This is a genomic window from Actinophytocola sp., assembly GCF_036378875.1.
GTDB lineage: Bacteria > Actinomycetota > Actinomycetes > Mycobacteriales > Pseudonocardiaceae > Actinophytocola.
Genome location: NZ_DASUVO010000163.1, coordinates 1 through 22,620 on the forward strand (window position 1 = coordinate 1; position 22,620 = coordinate 22,620).

Sequence of the window (22,620 nt, forward strand, 5' to 3'; positions counted from 1 at the left end):
TAGCCCATCGCGGTCACGATGGTGACCTCCGAGGCGAGGATGGCCTGGAAGTCGATGGGCACCGGCTTCTTGTGCACGGCCACGATCCCGAGCGTGGCGTGCTGTTTAGCGGCCGCCAGCGCGGTGTCGATCACAGCGGGCACGCCCGCGGCGTCGAGGTAGATGTCGGTGCCCGCACGGGGCGCGCCCCTCGCCGTCCGCCCCACGCCGTGCAGTTCGGTGAGCCGCGCGGCGACGTCCTCCTCGGCGGAGTTGATCACGGCGTCCGCGCCGACGGCGAGGGCCTTCTCCAGCCGGGACGGGATGACGTCGGCCACGACGACGCTCGCCGCGCCGCTCAACCTGTACCCGATCGTGGCACCCAGCCCGATCGGGCCGGCGCCGAAGATCACGACGTTGGCTCCCTGCTTGGGGTTGGTGCGGTTGACGGCGTGCCGCGCGACGGCCATCGGCTCGTTGAGCGCGGCGACGTGGAACGGGACCTCGTCCGGCATGATCGCGAGACCGCGCCCGACGACGGCGTTCTTGACGAGGAGGAACTCCGACAACGCGCCCTGCGGGCCGCCGCTGCCGATCATCTCCGCGTCCGGCGCGATCGGGTTGACGACCACGTGATCACCCGGCTTCACGCCGATGACCTCGCGGCCGACCTCGACGACCTCGCCGGCCGGCTCGTGCCCCAGCGGTGTGGCGCCCTGCCTCGGCGGTATCCCACCGATGGCGACGTAGAACCCGTCCGAGCCGCAGATCCCGCAGGCCCGCATCCGGACCAGCACGTCCCTCGGCCCGGTCGACGGCGTGGGCACGTCCACGACCTCGGTGCTGCCCTGGCCACTCACGATGACCGACTTCATCTGTCCGCTCCTCACTGTTCGGTGGTCGACATCGACGATCGCGTCCCCGGCTCGCCGGTGCGAGGGAGCAGACACCCGACTTCGTGGTGTAGCCCGCTACACCACGAAGATCGACTATGGTCGAGGTGGACGAACCGGCCACGCCTGGAGACGACCCCATGACACGGATCGAGGAACACCCGGTGCCCGGCGGCGGGCCCTACGCCGTCACCGCCGGCCCGGACGGCGCGCTCTGGTACACGTTAGTCCACAGTGGACATATTGGTCGGCTCGTGCCCGGCGGGAAACCGGAGAACCACCGGCTCGACCCGGATTCCGGGCCGACGATCATCACATCAGGGCCGGACGGCGCGCTGTGGTTCACCGAGTACCGGGCACACCGGATCGGCCGCATCACGACCGACGGCCACGTGACGGAGTTTCCGCTGTCCGAGTGCGGGCCGTTCGGCATCGCCGTGGGAGCGGACGGTGCGCTGTGGTTCACCGGGACCACGACCGACCGCGTCGGCCGGATCACCACCGACGGCGAGGTCACGGAGTTCCCGCTGCCGGTCGCCGGCGCGTTCCCGTCCGCGATCACCGCGGGCCCGGACGGCGGGATGTGGTTCACCATGAACCAGGCCAACGCGATCGGCCGCGTCGGCACGGACGGCGAGGTCCGCGTCCACCCGCTGCCCACGCCGGCCGCCGCCCCGGTCGGGATCACCGCGGGAGAAGACGACGCGCTGTGGTTCGTGGCGATCGCCGCCGGCCTCGTCGGCCGGATCACCACGGACGGCACCGTCACGGAGTTCCCGCTCCCGGACCGCGCCGGGAGGCCACACGCCATCACCCCCGGCGACGACGGCACCCTGTGGTTCACCGAGTGGGGCGGCAACCGGGTCGGCTCGATCACGGCGGACGGTGTCATCGAGACACACGACCTACCCACCCCCGGCGCCGAGCCACACGGCATCACCCTCGGCCCCGACGGCGCGCTGTGGACGGCACTGGAGATCGGCGCACTCGCCCGCATCGCCCCGAAACACTGAGTCCAACCAGCCCGGATCCACTGCCGGTGTCATGAAAGACGCGATGGGGACGTTCAACCTCGATCCCACCGATGATCGTGTCGGGTGTCGCACCTTGCGAGAGGCGTGGGCCTGGTCGGGCCCGCTTCGCGGGCGCGCCGGGCGCGCACCCGCAGGGTGCCGCGTCGCGAAGGACGCGTTGGGGACATGGCCGGTGCCCTGAAAGACGCGATGGGGACGTTCAACGACATGAGCGCGTCTTTCGAGACATCGCCCGTGGCATGAACACGCTGTTCGCCCGCGACTTGAGCAGTGTGGTGAAGGACGCAGTCCTCACGCTGGCGGTGATCAAGGACGCAGTGCAGCCGCCCCGGTGGCGCCGGTTTGTCACTTCCGTTCCACCGTGGGGATGGTGGGCGTCATGCCGGAGGCGCCCAGTGTGCGGTCGTAGATCTGTTGCCATGTGCCGTCGGCCAACGCTTCGGTCAGGATGGCGTTGACCCTGTCGCGCAGTGGTTTCTCGTCGGGTCCCAGTGCGATGCCGTACGCGATGCTGGTGGCCGTCGAGAACGGGTGCACGCCGTACAGGTCCGGTCGTGCCGCCGCGTAGCCAGTGAGGGCGATGTCGTTGGAGAAGACCGCGTCGACGCGTCGTTCGGACAGCGCGTCGAGACAGTTGGGCAGGCTGTTCTCCGCCACGATGTCGGCCTTGTCGAAGTCGATCGCTTCGAGGTAGGCCGGGGCGAACGAGCCCAACGTGCACACCTTGTGCCCGCCCAGCGCGTTCGGGTCCAGCGGGTCGCTCGCGCGCACCAACAGGTTCAACGCGTTGACCAGGTACGGACCCGCGAAGCTCACGCGCTTCATGTTCTCGGTGTTCATCGGATAGGCCGCGACGACCATGTCCACGGCGCCGGTCACGATGGCGTGCTCACGCTCGCCGAGGTCGAGCGGGGTGAAGGTGATCTTGTCGGCGGCGAAGCCGAGCTTGTTCGCGACCAACTCGGCGATCTGGATGTCGAAGCCGTCGAACGAGTCGGCCGCGCTGTCGAAGAAGCCGATGCCCGGCTGGTCGTCGAGGACGCCGACGACGACCGAGCCGCGGTCGGCCATGCGTGCGATCGCGGAACCCGCGGTCTTGGCGGTGTCGGTATTGCTGGGCTTACTGGGGTTCTCGGCGTCGTCGGCGTTCGAGGCGACCCAGGCGAACACCGCGACGACGAGTATGACCACCGCGGCCAGTGCGACGAGCCCTCGGCGCTGGCTACCCGGCGTGTCCGGCGGCGTCACCAGTCGGGTCGGGGCCTCTCCCGTGATCGGCCGCGTCCTGTCCGTGTCCTGGAGCAACGCGATGGCGTCCGCGGCGGTGAGCCGGGCCGCGGGGTCCTTGCGCAGCAGGCCGGCGATGAGCGGCCCGAGCGCCCCGGACACGGGCGGCGGCTCCTGGGTGAGCACGGCCGCGAGCACTGCCTGGGTGTCCTCGCGCTGGAACGGGGAGTCGCCGGTGACCAGAAAGTAGAGGGTGACGCCGAGCGCCCACAGATCGCTGGCCTGGCTGGCGCCGTTGCCGTTGATGCGCTCCGGCGCCAGGTACTGCGGCGAACCGATCAGCTGGTTGGTCGCGGTGAGCGCGGTGGCGCCCTCGACCGCGGCGATGCCGAAGTCGGTGAGCACCACCCGGTCCTCGGCGAGCAGGACGTTGGCCGGCTTGACATCGCGGTGCAGCACGCCCTGCTCATGGATCTCCGCGAGCGCGGCGAGCAACTGCCTGGCGACGTCGACGGCCCGGTCGTCGGGCAGCGGCCCGTCCCGCTCGACGACCTCCGCCAGCGAGGGACCCTCGACCAGCTCCATCACGATCCACGGCCTGCCATCGTCGAGGACGACGTCGTGCACGGTGACGATGTTGGGGTGCCGCAGCCGCGCGCTCGTCCGTGCCTCGCGGAGCGTGCGCTGGAACGCGGGCGCGGACTCGTCGACGTCGCCGAGCAGGGTCACCTCCTTGATCGCGACCGTGCGTTCGAGGAACTCGTCGGTGGCCCGCCAGACGGTGCCCATGCCACCGCTGCCGAGTCGGGCACGCAACCGGTACCGCCCGGCGACGAGCCGGCCTTCGCGTTCAGGCATGTGAAGAAGATACGCAACGGTGGGTTGGTTTCTCACCAGGACTTGTCGATCAGCGCAAAGCGTCGGCGATCGCGGCGACGCCCTCGGTGATCTCAGTGGTGGTACTCGCGCCGTAGCCCAGCACCAGCCCGGGCGGCCCGGGTCGTTGCCGGTGCCACGACAGCGGTTGGGTCTTCACCCCGAGGGCGAGTGCCGCGGCCGCGAGGTCCACATCGGACAGATCGGCGTCGAATGTGATCATCAGGTGCAGGCCGGCGGCCGTGCCGTGCACCAGCGCGTGCGGCAGGTGGGTGGTGATCGCCGCGATCATGGCGTCGCGCTTGCGGCGGTGGCGCCTGCGGACGAAGCGCAGCTGCCGCTCCAGTTCGCCCGACTCCATGAGGTGCGCCAACACGAGCTGCGGCAGTGCGGCGTTGCCGAGGTCGGCGTACCGCTTGGCGTCCACGAGCGCCGAGGAGTACCGGCTCGGCACGAGCGCCCAGCCCACCCGCAGTGCCGGCGCCAGCAGCTTCGACACGCTGCCGGTGTAGCAGACCCGTTCGGGCAGCACCGATCGCAGCGCGGGCACCGGTGGCCGGTCGTAGCGGTGCTCGGCGTCGTAGTCGTCCTCCACGACGAGCCCACCCGCCTCGGCCCACCTGATGAGCTCGCGCCGGCGTTCACCGCCGAGCACCACGCCCGTCGGGAACTGGTGCGCCGGGGTCAGCAACACGGCCGGTGCACGCAGTTCGCTCACCCGGATCCCGTCGCCGTCGACCGCGACCGGTGGCGTGGTGAGGCCCAGGTGGTTCAGGTGCTGGCGGGCGCCGAGCGAGCCGGGGTCCTCGACGGCGAGCTCGGTGATCCCGTCCGCGCGGAGGATCTCGGCGAGCAGCACGAGCGCCTGGGCCACCCCGGCGACCACGACCACCTCGTCCGCGTCGACCCTGATCCCGCGATAGCGCGCCAGCCAGCGCGCGACGGCCAGCCGCAGCGCCGGCGTCCCGCGTGGGTCGCCGTAGCCGAAGGCGCTGGGCGACAGCTCCGCGAGGACCGCCCGCTCGGCACGCAGCCACGCCGTGCGGGGGAACGCGGTCAGGTCGGGCACGCCGGGGGACAGGTCGATCCGCGCGGCGGCCGCCCGCAGCGTGTCGAAGACGTCGGCGCCCGGCGGGCTGCCGAACACCGTGCCGGTCCGCGTCGGGCGCGTGGCGCGGTGGACGGGCGCGTCCGTCACACCCACGACCACCGTGCCCGCCCGTCCCCGGCCGGCGACGTGCCCGTCCTCCACCAGCCTGCGGTACGCCTCGGTGACCACGCCTCGGGACACCCGCAGGTCGGTCGCCAGCACGCGGGTGGGCGGCAAGCGGCTGCCGGCCGGGAGGCTGCCGTCGGTGATCGCCTGCCGCAGCCGCTGGGCGAGCCAGTCCGCCCGCCCGCCGGCGGGGGCAGCGCCGATGTCGAGCTGGAGGAAGTCCGAACCTATGGTCCTGTCAGATGCCTCCGGTTTGGACCTGTTCACCGGACCAGTCTTGCAGCAGGGTGGGCCTCATGAGTGTCGAGTTCCTGCTCACGTCGCTGGTCGTCGTGGCCACGCCGGGCACCGGTGTGCTGTACACGGTGGCGGCCGGGCTCTCCCGAGGCACCCGCGCCAGCCTGGTGGCGGCGGCCGGCTGCACGCTCGGGACCGTCCCGCACGTGACGGCGGCGATCACGGGTCTGGCCGCGCTGCTGCACACGAGCGCGCTAGCCTTCCGGATCCTGACCTACCTGGGCGTCGCCTACCTGCTCTACCTGGCCTGGACCACGCTGCGCGACCGGGACGGGCTGGTCGTGGAGACCGACGCCGCGCCCCGCTCGGCCGCCACAGTGATCGTGTCCGGCGTCCTGGTGAACATCCTGAACCCGAAGCTCACGATCTTCTTCGTCGCGTTCCTTCCGCAGTTCGTCCGGCCCGGCGACCCCGTTACACGCATGGTCGAGCTGAGCCTGGTGTTCATGGCGCTGACGTTCGTGGTCTTCGCCGGCTACGGCGCGTTCGCCGCCGCCGTCCGGCACAAGGTGCTCAGCCGGCCTCGGGTGCTGGCCTGGGTACGTCGCGTCTTCGCTGGGGCGTTCGTCGCGCTCAGCGCCAAGTTGGCTTTCTCAGGAGGATGAAACCGTTGCGCTTCCGCCATTCCGACACGGTGTGGAACGACTTCCCGACCCTCGTGCCCGGCGTGCTCCACGTCGAGGGGATCAGCCGGGACCGGGTCGTCGACCGGCAGGTCGCGGCGTACGGCGCCGTCACCGAGCGCCGGCTCGCCGGCGGCACCGAGTCGGAACTGCCCGAGATACAGGCATGGCGCCGGGCCTATGCCCGCCTGGGGCTGAAGCCGACGCAGTACCGGTGCGCCTCGGAGTCGCTGCTGCGGCGCTTCCGCAAGGAAGGCGCCCTGCCGAGCATCCATCCGCTCGTCGACCTGTGCAACGCGGTCTCCATGGCGTTCGCGATCCCGGTGGCGGCGCTCGACGTCGCCGAGATCGCCGGCGCACTCGAGGTCCGCCACGCCACCGGCGACGAGACCTACGCGACCTTCGGCGGGACGACCGAGCACCCCACACCCGGCGAGGTGGTCTTCGTCGACGAGGCCGGCAACGCCCACGCCCGGCGCTGGACGAACCGACAGAGCGGCCGCTCGGCCGTCTCGCCGACCACGAACACCGTCCTGATCGTCGCGGAAGCCTTGCACGACACGGCCCCGGACGACATCCACCGCCTCGTCACCACCCTCGCCGACGAACTGTCCGCCATCTGGTCGACGAGCGCGAAAACCGCCGTGCTGAGCAGAACGAGCCCGGAGTTCGTGGTCTAACCGCTAGCTTTTCGGTGTGACTGGGGTTGATCTGTGGTTGTCGTTGCGTACGGCCGATGCCATGGAGCATGGTCCGGAACGGACGGCGTTGCTTCTGGACGCGGTGCGGGAGGCCGATCGGGGGGACGTGCCGAGGGCGACGTTCGTGGCACGGCGGTTGCTCGCCGACGCGTACCGGGTGGATGGCCGGTGGGATCTGGTGCTCGAACTGTCCGCCGAGTGTCTGCGCGAGTTCGACGAGCGGACCTGGCGGTTCGAGCGTGCTGACGAGGTCGAGCTGCTGCGTTGGTATGCCTGGCTCGTCGCATGCATGGTGGACTTCCCCGACCTCACGCTCGACGACATCCGTGTGGCGCTGGAGGGGTTGGAGCGCCGGTTCACCAACGCCGACCTGCCGTGGCACGAGATCTACACGGCGCGGCGCGCGGTGGCCGTGCATGTCGGTGACTGGGCGGCGGCGGACGAGGCACACCTGCGGTGGGTCGCCACCGCGCCGACCGATCGGGACGAGCGGTGGCTCGATCTCGGCGCCGTCGACTACTTCCTGTCCAAGGGGGACACCGGGTTCGCGCACCAGCGTGCCGCCGCGATGCTCGACGATCCCCGCGCGTCGGACGAGCCGGTCGTGCTCGTTCGGTGCCTGATGCTGTTGCCGCTGGCACAGGCGGGGGAGTGGGAACGGGCGAGCCTGACCTACCGCCGCCTCCGGCGCGGCATGTCCGGCGGGTTCCACTCGCCGGAGGACATCGGTCGGGTGATCGAGTTCTGCGCGCTGACCGGCAACGCGGACGCGGGCATCGACTGGCTCGCCGCGATGACCGGGTTCGAGGCGCGGCGGCGCCCGTACGCCACGATGGAGTTCGCCGCATCGGCCGCGGTTCTCGCCGACGCGGTGGTTCGCGCCGGTCGAGGGGACACGGTGCTCGACCTCGGCCCGGACGACCGCAACACCGGCCCGTTCCGTGTGGTCGCCCGCCGCATGCGCCGGCTCGCGCTCGACCTCGCCGCGGCTTTCGACCGCCGCAACGGAAACAGCTTCCAGGGCGATCGGATCCGCGCCCGCCTCGCCGCCGAGCCGCTCACCGACTTCCTGCCACTGGCACCGACCAGCCGCCCGCCGCTGCGACTGGTGCCGCCGCCGGACCTGTCCGACGAGGCACTCCTCTCCCGGGCGGTGTGGCACGACCTGCGGTGCGAGGCGGACGAGGCACGCGCGTGCCTGTCGGCCGTGTCCGACGACCTCCCCGCACACCTCGACGCCCGACGGATCGACCTGCGGGCGAGGTTCTTCCAGAGCGAGGACACCGAACCGTCGTTGCGGCACGCCATCGACACGTATCGACGGCATGGCGACGAGCCGCGTGCGCTGCTCGCCGAGTGCTGGCTCGGCCTGTGGGTGTCGCATGACGGGCGGGTCGACGAGGGTGTCGCGACCGTGGTGGCCGCCGTCGAATCCCTGCGCCGCCTCGGCCATGACGCCGACTGCGCGTGGGGCGAGTACTGGCTGGCGTACCTGCTGGCGAGTCACGGCGGACGCGACGACGCACTGGACGCCGTCGCGCGCGGCCGCCGGCACGCGGAGGCGGCAGCCGACCACCTCGCACTCGGCACCCTGCTGATCCTCGCCGCCACCCTGCGCCCGTCACTCCCGACGGCGACCGCCGCGCTCGACGCCCTCGTCGCCGCGGGTGTGCCGGAGAAGGCCTTGGAGGCGCTGGATCTCGTGACCCAGCACGACAACTGGCTCGAGGTCGTCGAGAAGCGCCTGGCCGACCCGCCGCGCCAGGCGGCCCGACTGGTCGGTCGGCTGCGCTACCTGCGGGCATGCGCGTTGCTCGACTCCGGCCGCGCCGCCGACGCGGTCGAGGACCTGAACGAGGCGATCGGCCAGGCGTCGCTGCGCGGCGGCGACACCGCCGAGCAGTGGCACCAGCTGGCGCACGCCAACCACACCGCAGGCCGGTTCGAGGACGCCGTGGACGCGAGCCTGCGTGCCGCCGAGCTGTTCGAGCACCGGGACGGCACCGGCGACATGACCTTCGCCGAGCAGGCCAGGTTCCTGCTCGCCGAAAGCTACCGCCTCCTCGGCGACCACCGCGCCGCCCTCCGTGAGTACCGCACACTCGCCGACGGCGACGGCGAACTCGCCGCCACCGCCTTCGTCACCGGCACGGCCCTGCTGGAGGAACTGGGCATCACCGAATGGCCGACCTGACACCGATCACTGGTCACTCCCAACTGCGATCCCGCTCAGCTCGGGTGACCTCCCGGTCGTACTCGGCCGCGTCGAACCGCATCTCCTGTGGCGGCTCGCCCGGCGTCGAGGAACGCCAGTCCTTCCACACCACCTCCGAGCCCTCGCGCACGATCGTGACGTACAGCCCACCGCAACACCCCTCGGTGCAGTACGCCTCGGCGAGCTTGATCTCCCGGGGCTCGCTCGTTGCTCGCAGCCGTCCACTGTGGAGCAACCGCTGCGGGCTGTCGGCCGGTCCCCTGTCGAACGCCGCCGCGACGACCGGTATCCCGTCGATCACGATCCTCGCTTCCACGCGGGGAAAGCCGCCCGGGTTCGGTTCGGGCACCACGATTCGGACGGCGAACCGCCCCCGCGGCGCATTGTCCCGCGCGACCTCCCGCATGAGCCATTCAGCGCGTCTGACCGTGACGGGATCATCCGATCCCGCGCTGTCGGCCAGCATCTCCACCCACGAGCGGGTGGACAGCACGCGTTCGATCTGGTCGACGAGAGGGCCACGGAGACCACGGGCCACCGGGGCCGCTGGTCCGGTGCGGAGATCCTCGGCGACCATCGCCAGCAGGGCGGCACGTTCCAGTGTGGCCGGCCTGCGGTCAGCGAGCGCGACCCAGCGCTCGTAGACAGTGACCGCCGCCTCGTAGCGACCGATCTCCGACTGGTTGTCGCGGGTGTCGGTCATCGCCAGCAACAGGTTTCCGGCCTGGTCCCACACAGCGTCGGTCACGACCGACTCGTGGAGCAGCTCCGCCAGCCCGTGCCGTTCGGCGATCCGCCGTGCGAGATCGCTGGACAACAGGTCCCGTGGCGTGGACCGCACCCAGTCACGCACGGCCGGGTCGTCGCTGTCCACCAACGTCTCCACGACGCGGATCCGGGCAAAGAGGCCCGCCCGCTCGGCCAACCAGACAAGGTCTCGCTCCGCGCCGGGTATCGCTGCCAGCGCCTCGACCGCGAGCCGCTCCACGCACCGCAACCGGCCGATGATCCTGAGCGCCGCGACGTCGCGTCGTTCGGCGTTGCCACGCAACAAGCCCAACCCGACCGCCACCGCGCGCAGGTCCGTGCCGTCCCGGATCAACCAGCGTGCCGTCCGAAGCAGCCGCTGCGACGGCTCGGGCGCGAGTTTCCGCAGCACCGACGGTATATCCCCGGGTCTGAACGACGTCATGGCGCACTGGTCGTGCAGGTCCTGGGCCGACAGGGTCGGGTCGCCGATGAACTCCCGCAACGCGGCCAGCAGACCGAGCCTGCGTTCTTCGTGCGGGACATGTGGCTGGTCGGCCTCACCGGGTAACGGCCGGCCGTCGTCGGGAAACGGCTCGTCCGGATACGACCGGTGAAGCCTCTGCGCGTGTTCGAACAAGGAAACCGGGCGGTCGAGCGCGTCACGCTCGCTGGACGCGCTCACCGGCCGAGAACGTACTCGATTCTCTTCGTCATACCCGGCACTCTACCTGCCGAGGGATGGTCATCCGCGGCAGATGCCGGGGTTGGGTGCCCACGCGAGACCGACTCCACCGGCGCCGACCACGAGCCCGACGAGGAGCACGGCGGTCAACGCGCCCTACCGGCGTCCGGGATGGGGCGACCGGTTGCTGGAACCCTTGCGGCACAAGGCCCTGTGGCGGAATGCCCGGTCCGGTCATCGTTCTCCTTCGCGCTCACCGTTCGCCCAACCGGCCAGAGGATATTGGGCGACGCGAAGAGGTCAGGCAGGCAGGGACGACAGGGGCACGGCGAACACGGCACGGCCACAGCTCTGGTTCGCCGCCGCGCAGTCGGCGGTGGACCATTCGGACTGCGACCAGACCAGACCGGTGGCCCAGTCGTAGGTGAGGGCCTCCGGGTGGACGGCCCAGCAGGCCGTGGTCGGCGTTGTCCCACACGTGAACGAGGTGCTCTTGGCGGTGGTCTGGGTCCAGAGCGAGCCGGGTTGTACCGCTGAGCTGTGCGCCACGTACCACTTGCCGCTGTTGGACAGCACGCCCTGCATGTTGCCGACGTAGCTGCGGAAGGCGTCGGTGGCCGCGACCGTGCCGGAGGAGTTGGCGTTGAGCAGGAAGTTCGCGCCCATGCCGTACCGGTAGAGCCGGCCGTGCAGGCTCTGGTCGGAGAAGTACTCGGTGGTCACCAGGCTGTCCGGCGACGTGCTGCGGTCGAGCGAGATCGACGAGAAGCACGGCACGCCGGTGTCGGAGGACATGCCGCAGGTGCCGGAGGCGTAGGTGTAGTAGCCGACCTGCATCATCGCGTACTTGTAGCCGTAGGCGGCGTAGCCGGCGGAGGTCCTGCCGATGGCGCTCGCGCTGTCGGTCATCTGCAGGATGTGCGCGGTGCTGAACACCCGGATCGCGACGTTCGTGTTGCCGACCGCGCTCACGTAGATCTTGTCGCCGTACCAGGCCATCCCGCCCATGTGCGCCTTCGCCGCGGAGAACGTGCTGCCGGTGCTGTTCGGCACCGCGAGGTAGACCATGCGGAAGGCGGGGGAGGAGGGGTTGTTGTAGTTGATGAAGTGGATCCGGGCGTCGTTGTACCGGCCGAGCGTGTCGGTGCCGTGCCAGCCGGACAGGATGACCTTGTCCGGGCCCCACAGCCCGTCGTCGTCGGCGTCGCCGGAGGTCGTGATGCCCTGCGGGACCCAGGACGTGCTCTCGGCCCGGTCGGCGTCCCAACACATGGCGATGTTGGTCGTCGGCACCTTGGGCAACGCTGATTTCTCGTTGCTGTTGCAGCCGGTCATCGCGTAGTTTGCGTCGTTGACCACGGTGTTCGCGCTGACGTTGGGCAGCGCGCTGTCCAACGCGGTCAACGCCGCGGTCGGCGTCGCGTGCCAGACCAGACTCTGCTTGGTCGTCGTGGTGAGCGGATCGCTGTAGGCGGCACTCGCGACGCCCGGCGCCACGAGCATGGCCCCCACCATCGCCAGCAACGGAAGAACAACCCGGAAGACCCGCACCGTGACCTCCAAGCGCGCGATGTGAAGAGTTAACTGACTGACGCGTTTCTTAGAGATTATCTTTCGTCACGTTGATCGCATCCGTCAAGAGCCCAGTCGGGCCCTCGGCGTCGACTGTCAGTGGTGCGACGGCGGCAGCGCGAGGACCGTGGCCACGACGGCCGCCCTGCCTTGAAACTATTTTCCTTGATCCCGTCGAACGATTCTTTGTCGTAGGTATTCTACCGCATCACTCGCGTCAACAATGTCTTCAAAGTAGCCTTGGTCATCTTCAAAGTAGAATTCATTACGGTCGGCACCAAGGATTGCCTCAATTTCCAAGTCGCCAACAGTGAATGTCACGTGCCAATGCCAGTCGCTCCCGTCGGGCGGCACCGAGGCCGGCTCCACGGCGACTCGAACATCCCCGCCGGCAAACGGGTCCGAGGACAGCTGGGATTGGACAGCGTCAGTCACCTCATCGAGAACGCCCCGCTGAGCTCGCCACCGCCGGCTGTCTTTCGACACGGATTCGTTGTCAGTCAACGGGCCGTTGGGTGGGGGTCACGGCGTCGCGGAAGGCGGTTACCGCGCATGCCGCCGAGTGGGTCGGGGTGCTTTCGGGTGTGATGACGCTGCCCACAACGGAAATCGGCGGGTCGAGTGCGATTGCCCTTACTCGGGCGGAGTCGGTCTCCGCTACCTGGTCTGCCGGCAGCACGGCCCAGCTGGTCGGGTCGGAGCCGACCTCGACGATCGTGTTCTGGGCCGTGCCCGCGGGGCGGCCGAGCCTTGGGCGCGCGCCGGCTTCGCACAGTGCGTTTTCGAGGGCGTCGTGCAGCGGTGGGTCGCATTCCCGGGCCGGGAAGCGGAGGACGCTGTCGGCGAGGTCGGTAATGCTGATCGTTTCGCGGGTGGCGGCGGGATGACGGCTGGACACGACCGCGCGCAGCGGTTCCGACCACGTCGGCAGGACCCGTAGCCCTGGCGCGGAAAGCACGCCGCGGGCGAGTGCCAGGTCCAGGTCACCGCGTCGCAGTGCGTTGAGCCGGGCGGTCACCGGCAGGTCGACGAGCACGACGTCGAAGGCCGGTGCTCGTTCGCGGAGTGCGTCGATTCCTCGTTCCAGACGCGCGGTGAGCCCGGCCGTGGTGCCGATGCGCACGGTGGCGCGGGTCGGCGCCTCGGCGGCCATACGGACTCGGTCGGCGGCATCGAGGGTGTCCTGTGCCGCGTCGAGGACTCGGCGGCCGGCGTCGGTCAGCCGGACCCGGCGCGGTGACCGGTCGAGCAGTTGGACACCGAGTTCGCGCTCCAGCCGGGCGATCTGTTGGCTGACCGCCGGTTGTGCGATATGCAGCCGCTCGGCGGCCCGCCCGAAATGCAGTTCCTCGGCGACCGTCACGAAGTACCGCAGTGCCCGCAGCTCCACACCGCGACGATAACAAAACCTTATCGCTGCGCGGACGATGTGGATCTGGCTCTGGCGCCGGGGGCGCGCTGGACTTGGCGCATGCGGATCGGAACTCACCTCATCCCTTCTGGCGACGCCTCCATCGAGGACCTGCGGGCGCAGGCCGCGGCTGTGGCGGCCCGCGGTCTCGACAGCGTCTGGTCCAACCAGCACCCCGGCGGCTGGGACCCGCTGACCGTGCTCACGGGTATGGGGGACGGGCCGGCCGAGCTGGGGACCGCGGTCGTGCCGACCTACCCCCGCCACCCCGTCGTCATGGCGACCGAGGCGCTGACCGTGCAGGCGTTCACCGGCGGTCGGCTCACGCTGGGCATCGGGCCGAGCCATGAACTGGCCATGACCGGCTGGTTCGGCATCCCCTACACCAAACCCGCCAGCCACACCCGCGAGTACCTGGAGGTTCTGCGCCCGTTGCTGCGCGGGGAACACGTGAAGTACTCCGGCGAGTTCTTCACCGTCGACACCCAGCTGGCCATCAAGGCGCCCGAGCCACCGGTGCTGATCTCCGCGCTGGGACCTCGGATGCTCGAGCTGGCCCGTGATCTCGCCGACGGCACGATCGCGGTGTGGGTCAGGCCCGACACGGTCGCCGACTATCTGGTGCCAAGGCTCGGGGACGACTCGCGGGTGGTGGTGCTGGTGATGGCGTCCGTCACCAAGGACCCGGACGGCCTGCGGGACACGATCGCGCGGGACTTCGCGATCATCGACGAACTCCCCGCCTACCGCGCCATCCTCGACCGCGGTGGGCTCGCCGGGCCTGCGGACGCGATCGTCGCGGGTGACGAGGCCACCGTGCTCCGTGAGCTGGGCCGGTTCCGCGACGCGGGGGCGACCGACCTCGTCGTCAGCCCGATCGGCACGAAGCAGGAGCAGGACCACCTACTGGACGTCGTCACCGCGCTCCGCTGAGCCGCCTAGGGTGGGGACATGGTCTCTCTTGGACGCACTGGTCTCGACGTCTTTCCCATCTGCCTTGGCGGCAACGTGTTCGGCTGGACCGCCGACGAGGCGACGTCCAGGGCGGTGCTCGACGCCTACACCGAGGCGGGTGGCGACTTCGTCGACACCGCGAACTCCTACCTCGTCGAGCACGGCCGCTCCGAGACGATCATCGGGCGCTGGATGGCGGACCGGGGCAACCGCGACCGGATCGTCGTGGCCACGAAGGTCGGCGGCGGCCGGGGAGCGGTCCGCAACCTGCGTGCCGAGACGATCAAACAGGAGGCGCACGCCTCGCTCGAGCGCCTGCGGACCGACCGCATCGACGTCTACTACGCGCACTTCGACGACGAGCAGACACCGCTCGAGGAGTCGTTGCGTGCCTTCGACGATCTCGTGCGGGCGGGCACGGTGCGCCACCTCGGCGCCTCCAACTACACGCCGGAGCGGCTCACCGCCGCGCTCGAGCTCCAACGCGAGCACGGGCTCGCCGAGTTCACCGTGCTGCAGCCGCACTACAACCTCGTGGAACGGGACTTCGAGCGCACGCTGCTGCCCGTCGCCGACGCCTGGGACCTCGCCGTGCTCCCGTACTTCGCGCTGGCGAAGGGCTTCCTGACCGGCAAGTACCGGCCGGACGGCGATGCGGTCGAGTCCCAGCGCGCCGAGGGGGCACGCGCCTACCTCGACCAGCGTGGCGTCGCGCTGCTCACCGCGCTGGACGAGATCGCCACGGCCCACGACACGACGGTGGCCGCCGTCGCGCTCGCCTGGCTGCTCGCCCGTCCTCGGATCGCCGCCCCCATCGCCAGCGCCCGCACCACCGAACAGCTCGAACAGATCCTGCCCGCCGCCACGCTGACGCTGTCACCGGCCGAGGTCGACCGGCTCACCGCGGCCTAACCGCCGGCGACCGTGGTCAGCATCTTCAGCACGCTGTCGAGGTGGGTGTGCATGGCTTGTTCGGCCCGCCTGGGGTCGCGTGCACAGACCGCGTCGATGATGGCCAGGTGCTCTGGCAGCGACACCGACGGGCGGCCCGGTACGAGGGCCAGGCGGAACTGGTGACGGACCATCTGCCCGTGTAGCTGGCTGATGATCCGCGTCGCGGTGCCGTGGTGGGCGATGCGGCGGACGGTGCTGTGCAGTTGGGCGTTGAGCTCCGAGTAGCCCAGCATGTCCAGGTTCTCGACAGCGGCACGCATCCGGTCACCGAGTGCGCGTAGCTCGGTGACCTCGTCGTCGGTGACGCGTTCCGCGGCCCTTGCGGCGACCAGGCCCTCGACGGCGCGGCGGATCTCGGTGATCTCGATCGCCTCGTCGACGGAGATCTCCCGGACACGCGCGCCTCGGTTGGGTTGCAGCTCGATCAGGCCCTCGGTCGCCAGCCGGGTGAACGCGTTGCGCAGCACCGACCTGCTGGTGTTGTACCGCTGGACCAGGTCGGTCTCGATGAGACGCTGGAGCGGCGCGTACTCGCCGCGCAGGATCGCGGCACGCAGCTCGTCGAACATGTCACCCATCGAGACCCCTCAACGCCGGTCGCATCATGGTAGGCAGGTCAGCCGGCTGGCACGGTCTCGGGCCGGTGGCCTTTCTTGGCGGACTGGACCAGCTCGTAGACGCGGGTGCGGAGGTCGGCGAACTGTTGGGACGACCGGGTCTTGAGCTGGTCCCGTTCGTCGGGCAGGTCGACGCGCACGTCCGCCAGCACGACGGTGGGCCGGTTGGACAGCACGAGGACGCGTTGGCCCAGGTAGACCGACTCGTCGATGTCGTGCGTGACGAACAGGACGGTGACGCCGAGCCGCTGCCACAGGCCGCGGACGAGGTCCTCCAGGTCGGCGCGGGTCTGGGCGTCGACGGCGGCGAACGGCTCGTCCATGAGCAGCACGGTCGGCTCGTACGCCACCGCGCGGGCGATGGCGACCCGCTGCTGCATCCCGCCGGACAGCTGCCACGGGTGCGCGTCGGCGCTCTCGGTCAGTCCGACCGCGTCCAGGGCGGCGTCGACCTTGGCGGCGCGGTCGGCACGGGCCAGCCCTTTCTCCTTCAGCGGCAGTTCCACGTTCCTGCGGACGGTCAGCCACGGGAACAGGCTGCGCCCATACTCCTGGAACACCACGGCCATGCCGGGCGGCGGTTCGGTGACCGGCATGCCGTCGAGCGTGACCCGGCCGCCCGAGGCGTCCAGCAGACCCGCGATGCAGCGCAGCAGGGTGGTCTTGCCCGCGCCGGACGGGCCGACGATGCACACCAGCTCGCCGCGATCGACACGGAAGGTGAGGTCGCGGATGGCTTCGACGCCGCGGCCGTGACCGGTGTACGTCTTGGCCAGCCCGGCGACCTCGAGAGCTGTGGTGGTCATGGTTGTCCCCGTTCTGACTGGCGCAGTCCTCGGTACCACGCCATGGTTCGGTGTTCGACGAGGCGGAACAGCCCCGACAGGGCGACGCCGATCAGTCCGAGCAGGATGATCCCGGTCCACATCTGCGGGACGGCGAAGCTGCGCTGGAACTGCACGATCGCCGCGCCGAGGCCGCGGTTCGCGCCGAACAGCTCGCTGATGACCATGAGGATCACGCCGATCGACAGTGCCTGCCGGGCGCCGGTGGCGATGCGCGGGCTGGCGCCGCGCAGCACGACCTGCCGCAGCGTGGTCAGGCGTCCCAGTCGATAGGAGCGGGCGGTGTCACGCAGGACCTCGTCGACGGAGCGGACACCCTCGACGGTGTTGAGCAGGATCGGCCAGAGGCAACCCAGCGCGATCGTCACCACCTTGGCCGTCCAGCCGGTGTATCCGGCGAACAGCGCGATGACGGGGATCAGCACTGGCGGAGGTATGGCCCGGAAGAACTCCAGTGTCGGCTCACACAGCGCGCGCAGCGTGCGTGACGAGCCGATCGCGGTGCCGGCGGCGACCCCCACCACCAACGCGACGAGGTAGCCGACCGCGAGGCGGGCCAGGCTGGGCAGCACGTCGTGCAGGATCGGGTCCGCGGTCCACGTCTCCGGGAACGCCTGCACGATCGTGGCCAGCGGCGGCCAGAAGAAACTCGTGCTGCCCAGGGACAGCAGCCACCACAGCACGACGAGCACGAGCGGCAGTCCCAGCGCGAGCAGGGCACGGCGCAGCAGGTTCACGTGTCCTCCCGTACCGAGGTGTGCCAGCGCAGGACCCGCCGTTCGACGGCCCTGGCGGAGATGTTGACCAGAACACCGATGACCCCGACGACGATCACCAGCGCGTAGGTCTCGGCGACCGCGCCGGAACTCTGTGCGACACCGATCGAACGACCCAGGCCCGGCACGCCGATGACGAGCTCCGCGGTGATCTCCAGGATCAGGGCCACGGCCGCGGCGAGCCGAAAGCCCGTGACGACGTAGGGCAGGGCGGTCGGCCAGACGACGGTGCGCACGATCGCCCACCGCGAGAAGCGGTAGGAGCGGGCGGTGTCACGCACGACGGGATCGACGTCGGCGACCCCGTACAGCACCTGGACGAGCACCTGCCAGAACGCGGCGTACACGACCAGCACCAGCGCGGACTCCGGCCGGCTGCCGTAGATCAGCACGACCAGCGGGATCAGCGCGACCGACGGGATGGGCCGGAGGAACTCGATCGTCGAGGCGGTGATGGCGCGCAACAGCGGCACGCTGCCGATCACCACCCCGAAGACGACGCCGGCGAGCATGGAGATCGCCAGCCCGATGGCCCAGCCCCACAGTGTCTGGCCAAGCGCCACCCAGAAGTCGCCGTGGCCGAGTTGGTCACCCAGGCTGGCGGCCATCTCGCTGAACGGCGGCAGGAAACGGCGGTCGACGATGTCCAGGCGCGGCAAGACTTCCAGGACGGCGACGACCAGAGCCAGTCCCAGCAGGCCGAGTGCGGGCAGTCCCGCCTCCCCGGAATTCAATGTGTTGGTGGCGTTGGGGACAGATGGTTCTGTTTGGTCACGTACTTGTGGCTGGCTTGCGTCACGTTCCCCTGAGGTGCGGTTGAGTGGGCCTCGGCCTGATTTCGATACTGAGGCCGGCTCGGGGCGAGTCACGGCAGCAAGGCGTCGAGGTCCAGCGACTTGGTGATCAAGCCGTCGTCCGTGGCCAGATCGCCGAGCACCTTCACCGAGTCCCGGTCGACCGCGCTGGGCCACTTCGGCAGGACCAGGTTCTTCTGCACCTCAGGGTCGATCTTGGTGTAGGTGGACAGGATCGCGCGGACCTCGTCCGGGTGCGCCGCCGCGTAGTCCATGGACTTCTTCATCGCCGCCCCGAACCCGGTGACCGCGGCGGAGTTCTGTCCGGCGTACTGCTGGGAGGTGAAGTACATGCCGACGGTCAGGTCGGGATCGGTGCCCGCGTAGTTGGAGACCACCTGCCGGTCGCCCTGCCCGGTGGCGATGGTCAGGAACGGCTCGACGACCTGACCGGCGTCGACGTCGCCCTTGGCCACGGCCGCCGCGATGTCCGGGAACGGCAGCTCGACGTAGCTGATGGTGGACGGATCGCCGCCGGCCTCCTTCACCACGTTGTTGATCGTGGTGGTGTTGATGTTCTTCAACGTGTTCACGGCGATCCGCTTGCCAGCGAGGTCCTTCGCCGTCCTGATCGGGCTGTCCGGCTTCACGACGACCGCGCCGAAGTCCTTGCCGTCCTCACCGGTGGACGCGACCCCGGCGGCGACCACCTTGAGCGGCAGCCCCTGCGAGCTGGCCAGCAGCAGCGACGTGGTGTTGCTGAAACCGAACTGGTACTGGCCGCTGACCACGGCGGGCACGATCGCCGCGCCGCCCTGGGCGGTCTCCAGCTTGACGTCGAGACCCTCGTCGGCGAAGAAGCCCTGCTTCACACCGAGGTAGATCGGCGCCACGTCGACGATCGGGATCACACCGACGGTCACCGTCGTCTTCCCTCCCGACGAGGCCGAACTCGGTGCGCCTCCGCATCCGCTTGCCAGCAGTGCGGTAGCGGCGATGGCGGCAAGGAGGCTACGGCGTTGTACGTGGACCGGCATGGTCCCTCCTGCTTATGGGGAGCGCGGTGGGCGCTTATGAGCTGAGATCGCGAACGTTACCGAGATTGTCAACAATTGTGAAGCCAATCTTGACCACGAAGTTGTGAACGCGTACACCTGATAGCTGTGACGGGCGACGGCATCCAGTGCATGCAGATGCGCGGCGGCAGCTCGAAGGGTGCGTACTTCCTCGGCGAGGACCTGCCCGCGGACCCGGCTGAGCGCGACGACCTCCTGCTGCGCGTCATGGGCTCCCCGGACGAGCGGCAGATCGACGGCATCGGCGGTGGGCACCCGCTCACCAGCAAGGTCGCGGTGATCACGCCGTCGCGTGCCGACAACGCCGACGTCGACTACCTGTTCCTGCAGGTCGTGCCCGACCGGGCCGTCGTCTCCGCCGCGCAGACCTGCGGCAACCTGCTCGCCGGCGTCGGCCCGTTCGCCATCGAACGTGGTCTGGTCGCCGTCACTGGCGACACCACGACGGTCCGCATCCGGATCGTCAACCCCACGGCCAGCGTCGTCGAGGCCGAGGTGACGACGCCAGGCGGGCGAGTGCGCTACGACGGGGACGCCGTCATGGCCGGCACCCCGTTCCCCGCGGCGCCGATCCACCTCGCGTTCCCCGGCGGTGAACACCCGGTCTTCCCCACGGGCCGGCTCGTCGACGAACTCGCCGGTGTTCGGACGAGCTGCGTCGACGCCGGCATGCCGGTGGTGCTGGTGCGTGCCGGCGATCTCGGCATCGAGGGCACCGAGTCGCCCGCCGACCTCGAAGGCGACCGGGATTTGCGTGCCACCGTGGAGGCCGTCCGGCTGGCGGCCGGCCCGGCGATGGGACTCGGGGACGTGCGGGACACGACCGTCCCGAAGATCACCATCGTGTCCCCGCCACACCGCGGCGGCACGGTCACCACCCGAACGTTCATCCCGCACCGCGTCCATGCCGCGATCGGCGTCCTCGGCGCGGTGTCCGTCGCCGCGGGCCTGTGCACTCCGGACACCGTCGCGCATCCCGGCGCGCCCGTGGACCGGATCGTCCACATCGAACACCCGACCGGCACGTTCGACGTCGCCGTCGACCTCGACCCCGCTGGTCCGGCGACCCGCGTACGCCGCGGCACCGTCGTGCGCACGGCTCGCAAGCTGTCCGACGGCCTCGTGTGGCCCCGTTCTGGAAAGGCAACCGGATGACCGCACTCTCGCACGATCCCGACAGGCGCAGGGACATCGCCCATGTCGGACCGGTCGAGCTGTACACCCCGGTGCTGGCCGCCTCCCGTGACTTCTTCGTCGACGTGATGGGGCTGCGCGAGGTGCACCGCACCGACGACTCCGTCTACCTGCACACCTGGGACGACTACCAGTCGTGGACGGTGCGACTGATCCAGCGCGACAAGGCCGGCATCGGCCGCACCTACCTGCGTGCGGCCAGTCCCGGGGCCCTCGACCGGATCACGGCGGACATCTCCAGCGAGGTGGTCACCGACGTGCACGGCCTCGGCGACGTCCACCTGTTCACCGACCCCGACGGTCACGAACTGGGCCTGTACTGGGAGGTTGACTGGTACCAGGCCGACGACACCGACCGCCCGGCGCTGAAGAACCAGGCCGCTCGGTATCCCGGCCGGGGCGCGAACCTGCGCAGGCTCGACCACGTCAACTACCTCACCGCCGACGTCCCTGGCACGGCAGCGTTCCTGAGGGACGTGCTCGGCGCGCGGTGCACCGAACAGATCGTCAAGGATGGCGGCAGCCCGCAGGCGATCTGGTACTCGCTGGGCAACAAGACCTACGACCTGGTGTACACAGAGGACTGGACCGGCAGCCGCGGTCGCCTGCACCATCTTGCCTTCGCCACCGACACCCGCGAGGAGATCCTGCGTGCCGCGGACGTCTGCCTCGACGCCGGCGTGCACATCGAGACCGGACCGCACAAGCACGCCATCCAGCAGACCTTCTTCCTCTACGTGTGGGAGCCCGGGGGCAACCGGATCGAGATCTGCAACGCCGGGGCCCGGCTCATCCTCGCCCCGGACTGGCGGACGATCAGCTGGACCCGCGAGGAACGCGCCAAGGGACAGGCGTGGGGACTGAAGACGATCGACACCTTCCACACGCACGGCACCCCGATCGTCGACTGAGCGAAGGACATCAGCGTGATCATCGACTGTCACGGGCACTACACGACCGCGCCCGCCGCCCACACGGACTGGCGTGCCGCGCAACAGGCGGCGTTCGAGGCCGGACAGCACCCGCCGCCGTACCCGTCGATCTCCGACGACGAGATCCGTGCGTCCATTGAGGACGGACAGCTGCGGCTCATGCGGGAACGCGGTGTCGATCTCACGATCTTCTCGCCCCGCGCGTCGGCCATGGGCCACCACTTCGGCGACGAGACCACCAGCGCCGCGTGGAGCCGAGCCTGCAACGACCTGATCGCCCGCGTCGTGTCCCTCTTTCCGGACAACTTCGCCGGTGTCTGCCAGCTACCGCAGTCCGCAGGCGTCCCCATCGCGGGCGCCGTCGGCGAACTTCGCCGCTGTGTGGAGGAACTGGGTTTCGTCGGCTGCAACCTCAACCCCGACCCCAGCGGTGGGCACTGGACGTCCCCGCCGCTGACCGACCGCTTCTGGTACCCGTTCTACGAGGCCATGGTCGAGTTCGACGTCCCCGCGATGGTGCACGTCTCCGCGGTCACCAACCCGAACTTCCACGCCACCGGATCGCACTACCTCAACGCCGACACCACCGCGTTCATGCAGCTGTTGCAGGCGGACCTGTTCACGGACTTCCCTGACCTTCGCCTCGTCATCCCGCACGGCGGGGGAGCCGTGCCCTACCACTGGGGCCGCTTCCGAGGGCTCGCCGACATGCTCGGCCGGCCCGCTTTGGCCGAGTCGTTGATGCGCAACGTCTTCTTCGACACCTGCGTCTACCACCAGCCAGGCATCAACCTGCTCTTCGACGTCATCGACATCGACAACATCCTGTTCGGCTCCGAGATGATCGGCGCCGTCCGCGGCATCGACCCGGAGACCGGCCACTACTTCGACCACACCCGCCGCTACGTGGACGCACTCCCGCTCAGCCCGACGGACCGGCACAAGGTCTACGAAGCGAACGCCCGCCGCGTCTACCCGCGCCTAGCTCAACGAGGAGTTTGA

Annotated in this window: 20 protein-coding genes; 9 read left to right on the forward strand and 11 right to left on the reverse strand. The window is 69.9% G+C overall.

Annotation, left to right across the window (positions count from 1 at the left end):
* Nucleotides 1–854: zinc-dependent alcohol dehydrogenase (locus VF106_RS45405; RefSeq protein WP_330846280.1), on the reverse strand; the 854-nt coding region annotated here is incomplete at its 3' end.
* 158 nt (nt 855–1,012) lie between these two features.
* Here VF106_RS45405 and VF106_RS45410 point away from each other — a divergent pair.
* Nucleotides 1,013–1,885 carry a virginiamycin B lyase family protein gene (locus VF106_RS45410; protein WP_330846281.1) on the forward strand — a complete coding sequence of 291 codons (873 nt, stop codon included), beginning with the start codon at nt 1,013–1,015 and terminating at the stop codon, nt 1,883–1,885.
* 366 nt (nt 1,886–2,251) lie between these two features.
* Here the strand turns inward: VF106_RS45410 and VF106_RS45415 are convergent, their stop codons facing one another.
* On the reverse strand, nt 2,252–3,991 hold the full coding sequence (locus VF106_RS45415; RefSeq protein ID WP_330846282.1) for a serine/threonine-protein kinase: 1,740 nt from the start codon (nt 3,989–3,991) through the stop codon (nt 2,252–2,254).
* A 49-nt stretch (nt 3,992–4,040) separates the two neighbouring features.
* Entirely contained in the window at nt 4,041–5,492 is a 1,452-nt protein-coding gene (pdxR, locus tag VF106_RS45420; RefSeq protein WP_330846283.1) for a MocR-like pyridoxine biosynthesis transcription factor PdxR, read from the reverse strand.
* Between the two features lie 29 nt (nt 5,493–5,521).
* Between pdxR and VF106_RS45425 the strand changes: the two genes are divergently transcribed.
* From VF106_RS45425 to VF106_RS45435, 3 genes are read left to right on the forward strand one after another with little or no spacing between them, the layout of a single operon-like run.
* Complete coding sequence (locus VF106_RS45425) at nt 5,522–6,127, forward strand: LysE family translocator (RefSeq protein WP_330846284.1); 606 nt, start codon at nt 5,522–5,524, stop codon at nt 6,125–6,127.
* A complete protein-coding gene (locus VF106_RS45430) occupies nt 6,124–6,825 on the forward strand; it encodes a B3/B4 domain-containing protein (RefSeq protein ID WP_414639217.1) in 702 nt (233 codons plus the stop codon). The genes VF106_RS45425 and VF106_RS45430 overlap by 4 nt, the downstream gene beginning before the upstream one ends.
* Nucleotides 6,826–6,841: 16 nt before the next feature.
* Complete coding sequence (locus VF106_RS45435; protein ID WP_330846286.1) at nt 6,842–9,040, forward strand: hypothetical protein; 2,199 nt, start codon at nt 6,842–6,844, stop codon at nt 9,038–9,040.
* 13 nt (nt 9,041–9,053) lie between these two features.
* Here VF106_RS45435 and VF106_RS45440 read toward each other — a convergent pair whose 3' ends face one another.
* The 3 genes from VF106_RS45440 to VF106_RS45450 form a co-directional block, all read right to left on the reverse strand.
* Complete coding sequence (locus VF106_RS45440; RefSeq protein WP_330846287.1) at nt 9,054–10,493, reverse strand: hypothetical protein; 1,440 nt, start codon at nt 10,491–10,493, stop codon at nt 9,054–9,056.
* A gap of 300 nt (nt 10,494–10,793) precedes the next feature.
* Nucleotides 10,794–12,044: a hypothetical protein gene (locus VF106_RS45445; RefSeq protein ID WP_330846289.1), complete on the reverse strand. Its 1,251-nt coding sequence runs from the start codon at nt 12,042–12,044 to the stop codon at nt 10,794–10,796.
* Nucleotides 12,045–12,561: 517 nt separating this feature from the next.
* Nucleotides 12,562–13,455 (reverse strand): LysR family transcriptional regulator, encoded by an 894-nt coding sequence (locus VF106_RS45450; protein ID WP_330846290.1) that lies wholly within the window; start codon nt 13,453–13,455, stop codon nt 12,562–12,564.
* Nucleotides 13,456–13,536: 81 nt separating this feature from the next.
* Between VF106_RS45450 and VF106_RS45455 the strand changes: the two genes are divergently transcribed.
* Nucleotides 13,537–14,409 carry a TIGR03564 family F420-dependent LLM class oxidoreductase gene (locus VF106_RS45455; protein WP_330846291.1) on the forward strand — a complete coding sequence of 291 codons (873 nt, stop codon included), beginning with the start codon at nt 13,537–13,539 and terminating at the stop codon, nt 14,407–14,409.
* Between the two features lie 18 nt (nt 14,410–14,427).
* Entirely contained in the window at nt 14,428–15,342 is a 915-nt protein-coding gene (locus tag VF106_RS45460) for an aldo/keto reductase (protein ID WP_330846292.1), read from the forward strand.
* Here the strand turns inward: VF106_RS45460 and VF106_RS45465 are convergent.
* From VF106_RS45465 to VF106_RS45485, 5 genes are all read right to left on the reverse strand, one after another.
* Complete coding sequence (locus VF106_RS45465) at nt 15,339–15,962, reverse strand: GntR family transcriptional regulator (protein ID WP_330846293.1); 624 nt, start codon at nt 15,960–15,962, stop codon at nt 15,339–15,341. The genes VF106_RS45460 and VF106_RS45465 overlap by 4 nt on opposite strands.
* 38 nt (nt 15,963–16,000) lie before the next feature.
* Entirely contained in the window at nt 16,001–16,807 is an 807-nt protein-coding gene (locus VF106_RS45470) for an ABC transporter ATP-binding protein (protein WP_330846294.1), read from the reverse strand.
* Entirely contained in the window at nt 16,804–17,583 is a 780-nt protein-coding gene (locus tag VF106_RS45475) for an ABC transporter permease (RefSeq protein WP_330846295.1), read from the reverse strand. Before VF106_RS45475 ends, VF106_RS45470 begins: the two co-directional genes overlap by 4 nt.
* Entirely contained in the window at nt 17,580–18,356 is a 777-nt protein-coding gene (locus tag VF106_RS45480) for an ABC transporter permease (RefSeq protein ID WP_330846296.1), read from the reverse strand. Before VF106_RS45480 ends, VF106_RS45475 begins: the two co-directional genes overlap by 4 nt.
* 131 nt (nt 18,357–18,487) lie before the next feature.
* Entirely contained in the window at nt 18,488–19,339 is an 852-nt protein-coding gene (locus VF106_RS45485; protein WP_330846297.1) for an ABC transporter substrate-binding protein, read from the reverse strand.
* Nucleotides 19,340–19,579: 240 nt separating this feature from the next.
* Between VF106_RS45485 and VF106_RS45490 the strand changes: the two genes are divergently transcribed.
* The 3 genes from VF106_RS45490 to VF106_RS45500 are packed head-to-tail and all read left to right on the forward strand — an operon-like array spanning nt 19,580 to nt 22,620.
* Nucleotides 19,580–20,647 carry a 4-oxalomesaconate tautomerase gene (locus tag VF106_RS45490; RefSeq protein WP_330846298.1) on the forward strand — a complete coding sequence of 356 codons (1,068 nt, stop codon included), beginning with the start codon at nt 19,580–19,582 and terminating at the stop codon, nt 20,645–20,647.
* Complete coding sequence (locus VF106_RS45495) at nt 20,644–21,597, forward strand: VOC family protein (protein WP_330846299.1); 954 nt, start codon at nt 20,644–20,646, stop codon at nt 21,595–21,597. The genes VF106_RS45490 and VF106_RS45495 overlap by 4 nt, the downstream gene beginning before the upstream one ends.
* 15 nt (nt 21,598–21,612) lie before the next feature.
* On the forward strand, nt 21,613–22,620 hold the full coding sequence (locus VF106_RS45500; RefSeq protein WP_330846301.1) for an amidohydrolase family protein: 1,008 nt from the start codon (nt 21,613–21,615) through the stop codon (nt 22,618–22,620).